This window comes from Tannerella forsythia 92A2, assembly GCF_000238215.1.
GTDB lineage: Bacteria > Bacteroidota > Bacteroidia > Bacteroidales > Tannerellaceae > Tannerella > Tannerella forsythia.
Genome location: NC_016610.1, coordinates 2,812,222 through 2,827,899, shown reverse-complemented (window position 1 = coordinate 2,827,899; position 15,678 = coordinate 2,812,222). Strand labels below are relative to the sequence as shown.

Sequence of the window (15,678 nt, the reverse complement as noted above, 5' to 3'; positions counted from 1 at the left end):
AGCTTGATTTTTTATCCATAACGCTTGAAAGCAGGCGGATTTTTATGTAAATTTGCAGAGCAAACCATAAAACGACAAAAGACACGAATCATATGAATTTTACGAAAGTAAAAGATATCGGCGATGTACGTCAAGCGGTAAAAGAAGCCTTGGAGCTTAAGAAGAACCGTTTTCAATATCACGAAGCGGGCAAAAACAAGACGGCATTGCTTATTTTTTTCAATAATAGCCTGCGTACCCGACTAAGTACACAGAAGGCTGCTACTAATTTGGGTATGAACGTTATCGTGCTCGATGTAAACCAGGGAGCGTGGCGGCTGGAAACCGAACGGGAAGTAGTAATGGATGGTGACAAAAGCGAGCATTTGCTGGAAGCCATTCCCGTTATGGGGTGTTATTGCGACATCATCGGGGTACGCTCGTTTGCGCGTTTTGAAAATAAGGAAGACGACTACAGCGAAAAAATTCTTCAGCAGTTTATTCGCTACTCAGGCCGACCGGTCTTCAGCATGGAAGCGGCCACGCGCCATCCTTTACAAAGTTTTGCCGACCTGATCACGATTGAAGAATATAAACGTACAGAACGTCCGAAAATCGTGCTGACTTGGACGCCGCATCCGCGCGCATTGCCGCAGGCCGTGCCCAATAGCTTTGCCGAATGGATAAATGCCGCCGGATACGAACTCGTCATTACGCATCCCGAAGGATACGAATTAGACCCGCAATTTGTCGGGACTGCCCGGGTAGAACATAACCAGCGCAAGGCTTTTGAAGGAGCCGATTTCATCTATGCTAAAAACTGGGCGGCATACAAAGACCCGCATTACGGAGAGGTGCTCAGTACCGATCGTTCATGGACGGTCGATACCGAAAAAATGGCACTGACCAATCAGGCATTTTTCATGCACTGTCTGCCTGTGCGCCGTAATTTGATTGTAACCGACGAAGTGATTGAAAGTCCGCAGAGTCTTGTTATTCCACAAGCAGCCAACCGCGAGATTTCGGCACAAACCGTACTCAAACGGATGCTGGATGGCTTACAATCAACCGCTTAGGCATGTCCCGGCGTACCGATTGGCGGAATGAGGTTGCTGAATGCGTCCGTGTTCGTGCCTCCCCCGCTTTGCTGCTGCTCTTCAAACTTGCGGATATTATCCTGCAAGGCATAAAGCAAACGCTGTGCATTGTCGGGGGTAAGAATAATACGGCTCTTAACCTTCGCTTTAGGAGCACCCGGCATAATCTGGATAAAGTCGAGAATAAACTCGGATGACGAATGTGCCACTATCGCCAGATTAGCATATGTGCCCTGTGCCATATCGTCCGTAATTTCTACTTGTATTTCATTCGGTGCAGGAGAATTTTCCATTATAAACGTTCATTTGATAACGGGACAAAAGTACATACAATTTTGCAGGAACGGAAAATATTGCATAGATTTGTGCGATTATTTTCAAAAAAAGAACAAAAAATGAGAACCAATATATTAGTTGTCAGCCTATTGCTCGGATCGTTTGTTGCAATATCGCAGACGCGGGTCGAGAAAAAGGTAGCCATGAAAAGCAACGGATACGGAGTGACTTACGCTCTTCCCAAAACGTCGCTTATTGTGACGGCCGAAGTGACGAAAGTAACTTGTATGGCCGGACCTTATTATAAATATGCAGAAAAATATCTGGGGGTAAAAGACGTTGTGACGAACGACCATGTATATTATGAATTGGGAAAAATCTATTTAGAGAATAAAGGCGTACCCGACGAAGAAAATACCTATACGATCGAATTCAAATCGAGAACTGTTGCGCCATACGTCTATCTGACCGAAGACGGCCTGATGTGCTCGATTAACGCTGACTATACCCCAGCCGAATCGAATCTGAAAAATACGAAGCACGAAGCGCAAGCAGCAGAAACGACCGACGTAACCGCCGTAATGACCGAGGAACTGCTTATGGCCGGCTCCGTAACACGACAGGCCGAAGTAGCTGCCAAACAAATCTACCGGCTGCGCGAAAGCAAGATGGATATTGTTTCGGGAGAGGCCGATAACATGCCCCCCGATGGTGAAGCTATGAGACTTGTGCTGCAACAACTTACCGATCAGGAGCAGGCACTGACAACACTCTTTATCGGTCGCCGGCAGCGTAAAACGACTTTTCATGAAGTACGCATCGTCCCACAAGACGACCTCAATAAAGAGGTGTTATTCCGTTTCTCGGAAAAACTTGGCCTCTTAGATGCCGACGATTTGGGCGGACAACCCGTCTATTTGAGTCTGCATGCCACAGAACGTGCTCCGGAACTTGACCCAAAAGAAGCCGAGAAGAAAGAAAAAATGCTGAAAGGTATTGTATATAACGTGCCGGGCAAGGCACATGTCGAGATTGAAACGGGTACGAAGAAACTCTATCGGGGAGAGGTACAAATTGTACAGTTCGGTACCCGCGAAGGGCTGGCTCCGGTGATGTTTGATGACAAGAAAGCCCCTGTCAAAGTCTTTTTCTATCCCGAAACCGGAGCAATTAAACAGATTATTCAATAAAGTCAACTGAATTAAACAATATACAATGTATAACTATATTTAAAGCAATTAATTATGAGTTTCAAAGATCACCCTAAAGGGCTTATCGGAGCTGCGCTGTCAAATATGGGAGAACGATTTGGTTTCTACATTATGATGGCCATTTTGACACTATTTATTTCTGCTAAATTTGGATTGTCAGAAACACAAACAGGTTATGTTTATTCTGCATTTTATGCCTCCATCTATCTTTTGGCATTGGTAGGAGGACTTATTGCAGACAGAACGAAAAATTATAAAGGCATTATTCTTATAGGCTTAATCTTAATGGCTATAGGTTACCTTATTATAGCAATTCCTACTCCTACTCCAGTACCCAACCTCACTCTTTATTTAATTATCACATGCCTGGGATTGTTAGTTATTGCTTTTGGTAATGGTTTATTCAAAGGGAATTTACAGGCGATTGTCGGACAAATGTATGATGATCCGAAATATGCCAGTCAAAGAGATGCTGGATTTCAAATTTTCTATATGTTCATAAATATCGGAGGCTTTTTTGCTCCTTTTATAGCTATTGGGGTCAGGAACTGGTGGTTAAAGGTTAACAACTTTGACTATAATGCTGAATTGCCTGAGCTTTGTCATGAATATTTAAGAAAGGGAGACTCAATGGCAACAGAATCATTAAGTCGTTTAACAGAATATGCCAATTCAACCTATCTTACAAAACCTGATACCCTAATTGACTTAACAAATTTCTCAAACAACTATTTGGAGGTGTTTAACAGAGGTTTTCAATATGCTTTTATGGCTGCTATTGTAGCAATGATTATTTCAATAATCATCTACCTATTCAATAAAGCCAAATTTCCGGATCCCGCTTTAAAAGCAAAAAATACTCAAGGAACTATAACCAAAGAGGAAATAAAAATGAGTGCAAATGAAATCAGACAACGCATATATGCCTTATTTGCTGTATTTGGTGTAGTCATATTCTTCTGGTTGTCCTTCCATCAGAATGGGTACTCTTTGACATATTTTGCCAGAGACTATGTAAATCTGGACATTATTAATATTGATCTGGGCTTTACGCGAATTAAAGGTGCAGAAATTTTTCAGTCTGTAAATCCGTTCTTTGTTGTAACATTAACTCCATTAGTGATGTGGCTTTTTGGTGCTTTGCGAAAAAGAGGAAAAGAGCCATCCACACCGATGAAAATTGCCATAGGTATGGGGATAGCATCAATCGCTTATATTTTTATTATGATTATTTCATTGGCTTTACCGGCAAAAGAATCTTTAGGAAATATGAGTTTGGAGGCCATTCAATCTATGCGAGTAACACCTTGGATATTAGTCGGAATGTACTTCATCTTAACTGTAGCCGAATTATTTATTTCTCCTCTCGGATTATCTTTTGTATCTAAAGTATCACCGCCTCATTTGCAGGGATTAATGCAAGGAGCATGGCTTGCAGCAACAGCAATAGGTAATGCGTTGTTATTCATTGGGGGGATATTATATTCTTCGGTTCCTTTGTGGATATGCTGGTTAGTTTTTGTGGCAGCAACAGGTCTGTCAATGATTGTTATGTTGAGTATGGTCAAATGGCTTGAACGGGTGGCGAAATAAAAAAAAACAACCGCTCAAGAAACAACAAGAAACGCCAGTAAACTTTTGGGAAAGAAAAATGAATCTCTTCAATGTAAAAGACATGAAAAAAATGATGTACATCCTTGCGGCGTGCCTGATGGCATGGATTGCAATGCCGCAACAAACCAGTGCGCAGACGTTGCGCGGAAACAGTAATCAGCAGATTGGCAGCATCAGCTCCGACGGCGTGATTCGTAACAAAAGCAATTCGCAGGTGGGTAAGATCGAATCGAACGGAACCATCCGCAACCGTAACAATGCACAGATCGGTAAGATTGATTCGGATGGGACGATTCGTAATGCCAACAATTCAAAGATCGGGAAGGTCGAGTCCGACGGCACAGTACGTAACGAAAACAACACAAAAATCGGTAAGATCGAGTCTGATGGTACGGTGCGCAACAAGAACAATTCGAGCATCGGCCGGGCTTCGGGAGTAAAAAAAGAATGGGCAGCAGTCGCTTTCTTTTTCTTTGATTTTTAAAAAGCAAAGAGAGTAAATCTTCGTAAGAGGGGGGTGTGTCAAAACGCAATGTTTGGGCACACCCTCTTTAGGTGTGTAAGCATGGGTGAAATGCAAGACGCTAAGGATGAGAGCGAGGGAGTATACAAACGTATATGACCGAGTTTACATTCAGCAGGAAACGAAGCAGTTCTCCCGTTATGTACGTACCTTTTATATTTTATCCTTAAAAAGAGGGACTCCCTGTCTGCGAAAAGCGATGGGTGAAAGCCCCTCATGTTTTTTGAAAAATTTTCCGAAGGTAGACTGATCAGGAAAATACAGTTCGTCCGCCACTTGCTGTACACTTGCACGGGGTGCTTTAAGCAAAATTTTCGCCTCGAGCATCAAGGCATCTTGAATCCACCGGCTGGCCGACTTGCCGCTCTGCTCCTTCAGCACTAACGAAAGATACTGTGAAGTGATACAAAGTTTATTCGCATAAAACGAAACCTCATGTTGTTCCTTGCAATGCGTGGAGAGCAAATCCAAAAAATCGGCAAACAGTTCTTCTTTGCGGCTCAATGTGGGGGGATGCAACGTTTTTTGTTTATCCAGATAAATATCTCCCAAATCCATCAGGAACAGATGCAATGCCATATTGACCAAGCCTTGATAGAAAAAGTGAGCAGGTTGTCTGATTTTCTCACAAAGAAAGTCCAGACTCTTTCCAATCTGCTGAAATCTTTCAGAATCGAACTGTTTCAGCGGATGTTTCTTTAGCTGCATATACGAAATCAACGTCGACGGATGTTTTTCTTTCGATTGTGAGAGTGTATCCAAATACGACGTCGAAATCATCAGAAGCCATGCTTTCAGATCAGGGCTGATGCGTTTCATTTGCGTAATATGTGTCGGGAGTATAACCATAAGCCCGTAATCCGATACGCTGTAATTCACATAATCGACCTGTAGCTCCATGCTGCCGCTTGTAACCCCGATAAAAAGCAACGCATTCATGCGTGAAGGAGCTCTCAGATAGTGCTGGTAAATTCGCCCCGCCCGATCGTTGCGAGTGGCATAATCCTGATCATAACGCATGACCAGAATATCATTTTGGAAAACATCGGACGAAACGACAATGTTCCCCAACCTTCTTACGGTATCTTCAAAGATACGAGGCATCCGCTCTTTTCTTTCAGTAAACGGAAGCGAAGATAACATCTTTTTCTCATATTTTCTTTTTTCACCCATATTTTTTCCGCTTTTCCGTCATTCGCTTTCCCAAATATTCGATATTGACTAATTTTCTAACAGATTATCCCTTTTCCATCCATCACAGACCCACTACTTTTGCATTTTATATTTATAGAATCAATCATTATTATTAAACACGAAATATGATGATAAGAAATATGAAATATATTCTTCTGTGGTTGTGGCTCGGAGGGTCGGGACTTCCGGCAAACGCACAGGACAGTCTTTCGCAGCAACATACCGATACCCTGAAGATCAAACTCGAGCAAGCGATAGAAATCGCACTGGCCGAAAATCCGACGGTCAGGGTTGCCGGACAGGAGATCGAAAAGAAACAATATGCTCGCAAGGAGATGATCGCGCAGTTATTTCCTCAGCTGTCCGGATCGGCAGGCTATACGCGCACTCTTAAGAAGCAGGTAATGTATATGGGCGGAGGCGATGACGATGGCGGAGGATTCGCTGCCATGCTGTTGGAACCGATCATTGGGCTGACCAAACCTCTCTACGAGAAATTAGGCATGGATATGCCGCAACTTCCCAAAGGCGGCAGTGGTGGAAGATCGAACGAAGGTATTGAAGTAGGATTGAGCAACAACTGGTCTGGTGGATTTAACCTTTCGCTGCCCGTGTTCGCCCCTACCCTGTATAAATCCATTCAACTTTCGGCCATTGATGTGGAGTTGGCCGCCGAAAAAGCACGAGCCTCCAAGCTGGACATGGTGAATCAAGTATCGAAAGCATACTTCCAGCTCCTGCTGGCGCAAGATTCGTATGAAGTATTAAAACAAAGCTACAGGCAGGCACAGGATAATCTGGAGAATGTGACAAATAAGTTCAGGCAGGGACTCGTGTCCGAATACGACAAGATACGTGCCGAGGTACAGGTACGCAACCTCAATCCAAACCTTATTCAAGCACGGAATGCCGTAACATTGACTAATCTCCAGTTAAAGGTATTGATGGGGGTCGATGCGGGTTTCAACATCGTCGTAATGGGCAAACTCTCGGATTACGAAGCGTATCTGTACGCCGACTATATGCATATCGATACCGCACAGTTGGCCTTCAATTCTTCGCTCAAACAAATGGATTTGCAAACCGAGATGCTGAAAAAAAACTGCGAGATGGACAAAGCGGCTTTCCTGCCGAACGTGTCGCTCTCGGCCATCTATCAATGGACGGCAATGAACGAAAATTTCAGGTTCCGTAATTACCGGTGGAATCCCTACAGTTCCGTCGGAATCACTGTTTCCGTTCCACTCTATACCGGCGGTCGGCGGCTCTACAAAATGAAACAGACAAAGATTCAACTGAATCAGATGAACTGGAACCGGACGAATCTTCGCAGAAACCTGAATATGCAGGCCAAAAGCTATCTGAACAACATGCAGCAGTCGGTCGAGCAGCTTGCCTCAAACAGGGAGAATGTGAATCAGGCGATGAAAGGCCGCAGTATCGCTCAGAAGCGATACGATGTAGGTAAAGGCACGATCCTTGAATTGAACGATTCGGAAGTGGCGCTGATGCAATCGCAGTTGACCTATACACAGTCGATCTACAACTATCTGGTAGCTAAAACAGACCTCGACCTGATATTGGGAAAAGAAACAGAAATCAAGTGAAAATATAAAACGATAGATGTCAATGAAAAAGAAGATATCAATAAGAAAGAGATACCAATTAGCAGCCCTTTGCCTTACAGGACTGCTGAGCGCCTGCTCCGGAGGCAGCAAAACACAGGAGATAAAAGACGAAACGCCGAAAGTGAAACTCGCTTCGGTTACGACACGGCCGGTTGATCAGGTTCAGGAATATACGGCAACGGTACAGGCATACGCAACCAACCATATCGCCCCTTCTTCGCCCGTGCGCATCGAGAAAATATACGTCGAAGTGGGCGACCGCGTCGGCAAAGGGCAGAAGCTGGTACGGATGGACGCCTCCGGTCTGAAGCAATTGAAACTGCAATTAGATAATCAGGCAACGGAATTTGCGCGCATCGACGAATTGTATAAAATCGGCGGCGTCTCCAAATCGGAGTGGGAAGCCTCGAAAATGACACTGGAGATGCGCCAAACGTCATACAAGAACATGCTCGAAAATACGGCGCTCGTAAGTCCGATCAGCGGCGTGGTAACGGCTCGCAATTATGACAGCGGCGACATGTATGGCGGAGGAACGCCGGTGGTGACCGTCGAGCAGATCATGCCCGTCAAACTTCTGATCAACGTATCGGAGAGTTATTTCACACGAATAGCCAAGAACTCGACTGTCAGCGTGAAATTCGATGTGTACGGAGAAGAAGAGTTTGAAGGAAAAGTAAATCTGCTCTATCCGACCATCGACCCGAGCACTCGCACGTTTGTCGTTGAAATACGGCTCGACAACCGCGACATGCGCGTGCGTCCCGGGATGTTTGCCCGCGTAACGCTTAACTTCGGCACGGCCGATCATGTCATTATCCCCGACAAGGCGATCATCAAACAAGCCGGTTCGGGCGAAAGGTACGTCTATATCTGTCAAGACGGCGTCGTTTACCGACGGGTCGTTCAACTCGGACGACGCATGAACGACGAATATGAAATAGTATCAGGTATCGGCCATGATGCCCGCGTCGTGATCAGCGGACAATATCAGTCGTCCATCAAAGACAGCGTCCGGGTAGAGGTCGTGCAGTAAACGATTATTTAATACGCCGGCGCGGGGAAAGACATCCTCCGGTCGGCAACCCCAAAAACAATTCTTATGAGTCTATACGAAGGAGCGGTCAAAAGGCCGATAATGACTTTTCTTTGCTTTATAGCAATCGTGATTTTCGGATTATTCTCCCTGTCGCGATTGCCGGTCGATCTGTACCCCGACATTGAGACGAACACGATCATGGTGATGACGGCTTATCCCGGCGCCAGCGCGTCGGATATCGAGAATAACGTCTCGCGTCCGCTGGAAAGCGTGCTGAATACGATCGGCAACCTGAAGCACATCACCTCCCGTTCGTCGGAGAATATGTCGCTTATCCAGATGCAGTTCGAATACGGTCACGATATTAACGAACTGACGAACGACGTGCGCGACAAGCTCGATCTGATCAGTGCGCGCCTGCCCGACAACGCGGAAACGCCCGTGATCTTCAAGTTCAGTTCAGACATGATCCCGATTCTTATCCTGTCGGTACAAGCCGAGGAAAGTCAGCCGGCGCTTCATAAAATTCTCGACGACGGCGTTTCCAATCCGCTGGCGCGTATCCCGGGCGTCGGGACAGTCTCCGTTGCGGGTGCGCCCAAGCGCGAGATACAGGTCTATTGCGATCCGAACAAGTTAGAAGCCTGTCATCTGACCATTGAGACGATCAGCGCAGCCATCGGAGCGGAAAACCGAAACATACCGGGAGGAAACTTCGATATCGGAAACGAAACGTATGCGTTGCGTGTCGAGGGCGAGTTCAAGGATGCCCGCCAGATGGAAAATATGGTAGTCGGATCGCGCAATGGCGCCAATGTTTACTTGCGCGATGTGGCGCGAGTTATCGACACGGTAGAGGAGCGCGCGCAGGAATCGTTCGCCAACGACAAACGCGGCGGAATGATTGTTGTGCAAAAGCAGTCCGGCGCCAACACCGTCGACATTGCCCGTAAGATATTGAAGAAGCTGCCCGAACTGCAAAAGAACCTGCCTTCGGATGTGAAGTTAGGCATCATCTGGGACTCGTCCGAAAACATTCTCCAGACGATCCGAAGCCTTACGGAAACGGTATTGTTCGCGCTGCTCTTCGTGGTGCTCGTCATCTTCCTGTTCTTAGGACGCTGGCGCGCTACGCTGATCATCTCCGTAGCCATTCCGTTCTCGTTGATCGCGTCGTTTATCTATCTCGCTATTACCGGTAACTCGATCAACATCATCTCGCTTTCGTCGCTCTCCATCGCCATCGGAATGGTGGTAGACGACGCCATCGTAGTGCTCGAAAACGTTACGACGCATATCGAGCGAGGCTCGGCGCCCAATCAGGCGGCCGTTCACGGAACAAACGAGGTAGCCATCTCCGTCGTTGCTTCTACGCTCACAATGATTGCCGTATTCTTCCCGCTGACGATGATCACGGGTATGACCGGCGTATTGTTCAAACAGCTGGGTTGGATGATGTGTACGATCATGGTCGTATCGACCGTAGCGGCGTTAACGCTCACACCGATGCTCTGCTCGCGGTTACTACGTCTGCAAAAAAAACCGTCGAAACTGTTCCGCACGCTTTATCGCCCCATACGGCAGGTACTCGATAAGCTCGATGTGCAGTATGCCCGGATGCTCGGATGGGCGGTACGCCACCGCAAAACGATGGTTCTCTCGTGCGTCGCTTTCTTCGCACTCAGTATGATCTTCGCAGGGCAAATTCATTCGGAGTTTTTCCCGATGCAGGACAACGGCTACATCACTACCTCGTTCGAGCTGCCCGTAGGCACGCGTAAAGAGGTAGCCCGAGAGCTGGGAGCGAAACTGTCGGAAGAGTGGCGAAAGAAGTACCCCGAGATACAGGTATGCAGCTATTCCGTAGGGCAGGCCGACTCGGACAATACGTTCGCTTCGATGCGAGATAACGGATCGCATATCCTCTCGTTCAGTTTCAGCTTGTCCAATGCTGAAGACCGTGAGCGGTCGATGGTTGAAATCGCCGACGGTATGCGTGAAGACCTGAAAGCCTATCCCGAATTTACGAAAATAAGCATCGTTCCCGGCGGTCAAAACGGAGGTATGGGCGGACAGTCGACGGCCGACTTCGAGATTTACGGCTACGATCTGGCTACGACCGACCGCATCGCCGCGGAGCTGAAAGAAAAACTGCTCAAGGTAAACGGAGTGTCCGAAGTTAACATCAGCCGCGGAGACTACCTGCCCGAATATCAGGTAGACTTTGACCGCGAAAAGCTGGCCATGCACGGACTCAACCTCTCCACAGCCGGTACCATCCTGCGTAACCGCATCTACGGCGCCATCGCTTCGCGTTACCGCGAAGACGGCGACGAATCCGACATCGTGGTACGCTATGCTCCCGAATTTCGCACCAATCTGGACGATATTGAGAACATTCTTCTGTATAATAACCAAGGGCATGCCATACGCGTTCGCGATGTAGGCACGGTAGTTGAACGTTTTGCACCGCCGGCCATCGAACGCAAAGACCGCGAGCGTATCGTCACCGTCTCGGCCATCCCTTCCGGAGCGGCGCTCGGTACCGTGGTAGCCGAAGGGAAAAAGATCATCAAAGGCATGGAGATTCCGCCCAACATTAAAGTGCAGGCGGCCGGTACGTTTGAAGATCAGGCGGAAGCGTTTACCGATCTCGGAATTTTGGCTGTGATAATCATTCTGCTTGTGTTTATCGTAATGGCGGCGCAATTCGAATCACTCACCTACCCGTTCATCATCATGTTTTCCGTACCTTTCGCGGTGAGCGGCGTACTGATGGCCTTATTCCTGACGCGTACCACGCTGAGCGTGATGAGCCTCCTGGGAGCGATTATGCTGATCGGGATCGTGGTGAAGAACGGGATCGTGCTCATCGATTACATTATCCTGTGCCGCGAGCGCGGGCTCTCGGTCATTACCTCGGTGATCACTTCGGGAAAAAGCCGCTTGCGCCCCGTACTGATGACGACCATGACGACGATTCTCGGGATGCTTCCGATGGCCATCGGCTCCGGACAAGGCTCCGAGATGTGGCGCCCGATGGGGGTCGCCGTAATCGGCGGGCTGACGGTCTCTACCTTGCTTACGCTGTTGCTCGTGCCCGTGCTTTACTGCTCGTTTGCCGGTGTGGGAATAAAACGCCAACGGCGCAAATTACGCAAATTACGTGAGTTAGACGGATACTATCAGGAGCAAAAAGACCGGATTATTAAAACCAAGCAAACAAGATAACGTATGAAATCGGTATTGATAACATTCGATCAGGCGCATTTCGAGCAGATCATGGCCGTACTCAACCATCTCAACTGCCGGGGGTATACACGCATCGAACAAGTACAGGGGCGAGGATCGGACAAGGGCGAGCCGCACTTGGGATCGCACGCGTGGCCGGCCATGAATTCGGCTATCCTCTCGGTGGTCGACGACGACAGGGTCGCTCCGCTGCTTGAAGCGCTGAGGGCTATCGACGCCCGCTCGCCTCAGTTAGGCTTACGCGCCTTTGTCTGGCACGTGGAGCAAACGATCTGACGAACACCCCCTTCAAAGGGGGGAAAAAGCGAAAGCGAAGGGGGGATGTTATCCCTTCAAAAAAGAGGAATGCAGTGCGGTCAGCCATCGGCAAACAGCGTGCGGTATGCCGTGTAGGGGCGAACCTTGTGTTCGCCCTTTTTTGTGTGGTGTCGGGTTGTCCGAACGCCGCCTTTGTCATTCCGAACACCTCCTCTTGTCATTCCGAACACCGTGAGGAATCCCGCGGGGTAAAGGAAAAGAGATTCTTCGCTTCGCTCTGAATGACAAATTCAGTTGTTAATTGTCAATGGTTAATTGTCAATTGTTATGCGTGGTACACGCCGAATCATGTATTTAGAAAATAGCCATTGACAATTAACAATTGACAATTAATTTCAACGTTCGTCTATGGGCCTCGGGCGGTGAGCCGACGGAGCAGCGAGCGGGGCGAAAGAAAATCAGGCTGTCCGAGCGAAGCGAGTTACCTGATTTTCCGACCTGCGAGCCTCGCGAAGTCGTGCGAAGCGCACGAAGCCTTGACCTTTTGGTTACTTTTGGGTCAAGCCAAAAGTGACAAAAAAAAGAGATTCTTCGCTTCGCTCTGAATGACAAGGTAATTGTTAATTGTTATGCGTGGTACACGCCGAATCATGTACCCAGCAAATAACCATTGACAATTAACAATTGGAAAACAGCCCTGAAAGGGCGTAATAATTCAGCCCAATGCGTAGCGAAGCGAAGCGTTGGGAAACAGGGCAACCCCCTCGGCGGAGGGCTGAAAGCCTGAATGAATATGGATTATGTACCCGGTATAACAATTGACAATTAACAATTGAATTATGTTATGCCGGGTACACGGTGTCCCGAACGCAGAGGAACATCCCCCCATCCCCCCCTTCAAAGGGGGGAAGAGCGGAAGCGAAGCGTTGGGGAAAAAGGCATCGCATCTCGGCGGAGGGCTGAAAAGCCTGACGTAACCATTGTCGTACATTCGCACGTCCATTATTAATGGTAAACGCCGAACAATGTATCGCGTAATTTGGGATAAAGACGGCCTCTCTTCTTTATGTATAATCCGTCAGTACGGGATGATACGTGCGGCAGAAGTCTCGGACGGCCGCCTCTGTCACGGTAATGGGATGCGTCATAAGCAGCAGAGGGACGGGGCTGCCTCCTTCGGTATAGGGCGGCTGCATGTAATGATGGGTGTTCAGCGCAAACCCCACCCTTTGGTAGAAACCGACGCGCCGGCGTTTCATCTCGTCGGTCGGAGGTTCTACTTCGAGCCATACGGGAACGTCGGACTCGGCGACGAACGTTTCGAGTACCTGTTTTCCGTATCCTTTCCCCCGCAGTCCGGGTAACGTGGCCAGATGTTCGACGTAGCGCACGTCGTCGAAATGCCACCACAGCAACAGTCCGACAAAGGCGTCGTTGTCGGTGACGACCTCGAAATGATAGACCGCACGTTCCATCACCTTGCTTTGCGGGTGCAGCGTCCGCCGCTCGTCGGCCGGAAAAGCGCTTTCGTACAATTCCCACGCGCGACTGAAAAGGGGGTGCCGCGTTTCGGTTATACGAGTACGTGTCATCATTGCGAAAGCCTCCCGTCCCTATACATTATATATATAGCTGTCAAATGATCCTTCGGCCGCGTTTCAGATAGCTCTGCTCTACGTAGTGGATAAAGGCCTGATTAACGAGCCGTGTGCCGCCCGGCGTCGGGTAGTCGCCCGAAAAATACCAGTCGCCCGGGTGATCGGGACATGCTTCGTGCAGTCCGTCGAGGGTCTGGAAGACGATTTCGATATCGGCATGGATATCCTCCCCGCTGAGCATCTGTGCCATCTTATCCGAAATTTCTTCGTCGGTAAAAGGAGCATAGATGTCTTTCACACAGTTGACGATCGAGTCTTCCGGTTGCCCCTGCTGCTGTTTAGCCTTGTTGTACGTGTCGATGATGACGTGTTCCATGCCCCGGCTGATGAGCAGCTCGATAGCCATGCGGAAAGCGATGAACTCGCCCATGCTCGACATGTCGATGCCGTAGTAATCGGGGTATCGGATCTGCGGCGAAGAGGAAACGACAACGATCTTTTTGGGGTGCAGGCGGTCGAGGATGCTGACGATGCTCTGCTTGAGGGTCGTTCCGCGCACGATGCTGTCGTCGATGATCACGAGGTTATCGACGTGAGGCGTGATGCTGCCGTAGGTAATGTCGTAAACGTGTGCGGCCAGATCGTTGCGGGTATTTCCCTCGGCGATGAAGGTGCGCAGTTTGATGTCTTTGAGGATCACCTTCTCGCTGCGGATGCGTTGCGCGAAGATTCTCCGTATTTCTTCCTCGCTCAGTGAAGCGCCTCTTCCGGAAAGTTGTTCGGAGATGAGCCGGTCGAGGTGTTTTTGCAATCCTTCCATCATGCCGTAGTAAGCCATCTCGGCCGTGTTGGGGATGTAGGAAAAGACCGTATGTTCGATGTCGTAGTCCACCTTTTTGAGGATGGAGTCGACGAGGTTTTCGCCCAGCCGTTTGCGCTCTCGGTAGATATCCCTGTCGCTGCCGCGCGAGAAGTAGATACGCTCGAACGAGCATGCGCTCAAGGGCTTTCGCTCGAGGAGCTGTACAGTCCGCATCTCGCCTTTGCGGTTTACCATCAGCGCTTCGCCGCGTTGCAGTTCTTTGACGTCGTCGGCTTGTACATTCATCACGGTCTGTATGACGGGACGCTCTGAGGCGGTGACGATGATCTCGTCGTCGGCATAGTAGAAGGCGGTACGGATGCCCCACGGATCGCGAACGGTAAACGATTCGCCGCTTCCGGTCACGCCGCAGATCACGTAGCCGCCGTCCCATGTCGAAGCGGCTTTCCCGATCACATGGGTCAGGTCAATATTTTCTTCGATGGCGCAGGTGATTTCCCTTCCCTGCATACCTTCCGCCTCATATTTGCGAAAGAGACGCTCGGCTTCGCGGTCGAGCAGGTGGCCGAGTTGCTCAAGGATAAAGTACGTGTCGGCGTATTGCCGGGGGTGCTGACCGGTAGCGGTGATTTCTTTGAAGATGGAGTGCACGTTCGTCATGTTGAAGTTCCCGCACAGGGCGAGGTTACGCGCGCGCCAGTTGTTGCGACGCAGAAACGGGTGAATGTACGAAAGCCCCGACTTGCCCGTCGTGCTGTATCGGAGGTGTCCCATATACAGCTCGGCGGCAAAAGGCAGGTTAGCCTGCGCGAACTGCGGATCGCTGAGTCGCTCGGCAGGTATTCCCTTGTAATGGCTATACACCGTGCCGAAAATCTCGGTGATCGCGTCGGTGCCTGCCGCCCGTTCGCGAAACATGTATTCTTCGCCGGGAGCAGCCTCGAACTTGACGCAGGCGAGTCCCGCTCCGTCCTGTCCGCGGTTATGCTGTTTCTCCATGAGGAGATAAAGTTTGTTGAGCGCATACATCCATGTGCCGTATTTGCGGTGATAGTATTCGAGCGGCTTAAGCAGCCGTATCATTGCTACGCCGCACTCGTGTTTTAATGTTTCCATTCCGTTACTTGACTGCTTGTTGAAATTCGGCGCAAAGGTAGTGATTTGAATTGTTATTTGCTTATGGAAT

13 protein-coding genes are annotated in these 15,678 nt (G+C 48.9%); 9 read left to right on the top strand and 4 right to left on the bottom strand.

Going from position 1 to position 15,678, the window contains the following annotated elements; translation table 11 throughout:
* Positions 1-92: 92 nt before the first annotated feature.
* Positions 93-1,055, top strand: coding sequence for a Rossmann-fold NAD(P)-binding domain-containing protein (locus BFO_RS11520; RefSeq protein ID WP_014225921.1), 963 nt, complete (start codon positions 93-95; stop codon positions 1,053-1,055).
* Here the strand turns inward: BFO_RS11520 and BFO_RS11515 are convergent.
* Positions 1,052-1,369, bottom strand: coding sequence for a DUF3467 domain-containing protein (locus tag BFO_RS11515; protein WP_014225920.1), 318 nt, complete (start codon positions 1,367-1,369; stop codon positions 1,052-1,054). The genes BFO_RS11520 and BFO_RS11515 overlap by 4 nt on opposite strands.
* A 102-nt stretch (positions 1,370-1,471) precedes the next feature.
* Here BFO_RS11515 and BFO_RS11510 point away from each other — a divergent pair, with 102 nt between their 5' ends.
* From BFO_RS11510 to BFO_RS11500, 3 genes are all read left to right on the top strand, one after another.
* Positions 1,472-2,542: a DUF4831 family protein gene (locus BFO_RS11510; protein WP_041590901.1), complete on the top strand. Its 1,071-nt coding sequence runs from the start codon at positions 1,472-1,474 to the stop codon at positions 2,540-2,542.
* A 54-nt stretch (positions 2,543-2,596) separates the two neighbouring features.
* Positions 2,597-4,156 (top strand): peptide MFS transporter, encoded by a 1,560-nt coding sequence (locus BFO_RS11505; RefSeq protein WP_014225918.1) that lies wholly within the window; start codon positions 2,597-2,599, stop codon positions 4,154-4,156.
* Between the two features lie 82 nt (positions 4,157-4,238).
* On the top strand, positions 4,239-4,661 hold the full coding sequence (locus BFO_RS11500; RefSeq protein ID WP_041591346.1) for a 5-fold beta-flower protein: 423 nt from the start codon (positions 4,239-4,241) through the stop codon (positions 4,659-4,661).
* 192 nt (positions 4,662-4,853) lie between these two features.
* Here BFO_RS11500 and BFO_RS11495 read toward each other — a convergent pair whose 3' ends face one another.
* Positions 4,854-5,873, bottom strand: coding sequence for a helix-turn-helix domain-containing protein (locus BFO_RS11495; RefSeq protein WP_014225916.1), 1,020 nt, complete (start codon positions 5,871-5,873; stop codon positions 4,854-4,856).
* Between the two features lie 161 nt (positions 5,874-6,034).
* Here BFO_RS11495 and BFO_RS11490 point away from each other — a divergent pair, with 161 nt between their 5' ends.
* The 5 genes from BFO_RS11490 (at position 6,035) to BFO_RS15685 (ending at position 13,048) form a co-directional block, all read left to right on the top strand.
* Positions 6,035-7,501: a TolC family protein gene (locus BFO_RS11490; RefSeq protein ID WP_157755316.1), complete on the top strand. Its 1,467-nt coding sequence runs from the start codon at positions 6,035-6,037 to the stop codon at positions 7,499-7,501.
* Positions 7,502-7,541: 40 nt separating this feature from the next.
* Positions 7,542-8,558, top strand: coding sequence for an efflux RND transporter periplasmic adaptor subunit (locus BFO_RS11485; protein ID WP_041591343.1), 1,017 nt, complete (start codon positions 7,542-7,544; stop codon positions 8,556-8,558).
* Between the two features lie 66 nt (positions 8,559-8,624).
* On the top strand, positions 8,625-11,792 hold the full coding sequence (locus tag BFO_RS11480) for an efflux RND transporter permease subunit (RefSeq protein ID WP_014225913.1): 3,168 nt from the start codon (positions 8,625-8,627) through the stop codon (positions 11,790-11,792).
* A gap of 3 nt (positions 11,793-11,795) precedes the next feature.
* Entirely contained in the window at positions 11,796-12,089 is a 294-nt protein-coding gene (locus BFO_RS11475) for a PG0541 family transporter-associated protein (RefSeq protein WP_014225912.1), read from the top strand.
* A gap of 821 nt (positions 12,090-12,910) precedes the next feature.
* Positions 12,911-13,048: a hypothetical protein gene (locus tag BFO_RS15685; protein ID WP_014225909.1), complete on the top strand. Its 138-nt coding sequence runs from the start codon at positions 12,911-12,913 to the stop codon at positions 13,046-13,048.
* A gap of 87 nt (positions 13,049-13,135) precedes the next feature.
* Here the strand turns inward: BFO_RS15685 and BFO_RS11470 are convergent, their stop codons facing one another.
* Positions 13,136-13,666, bottom strand: a complete 531-nt coding sequence (locus BFO_RS11470) for a GNAT family N-acetyltransferase (RefSeq protein WP_014225908.1) — start codon at positions 13,664-13,666, stop codon at positions 13,136-13,138.
* Between the two features lie 40 nt (positions 13,667-13,706).
* Entirely contained in the window at positions 13,707-15,608 is a 1,902-nt protein-coding gene (locus tag BFO_RS11465) for an amidophosphoribosyltransferase (RefSeq protein ID WP_014225907.1), read from the bottom strand.
* Between the last annotated feature and the right edge of the window lie 70 nt (positions 15,609-15,678).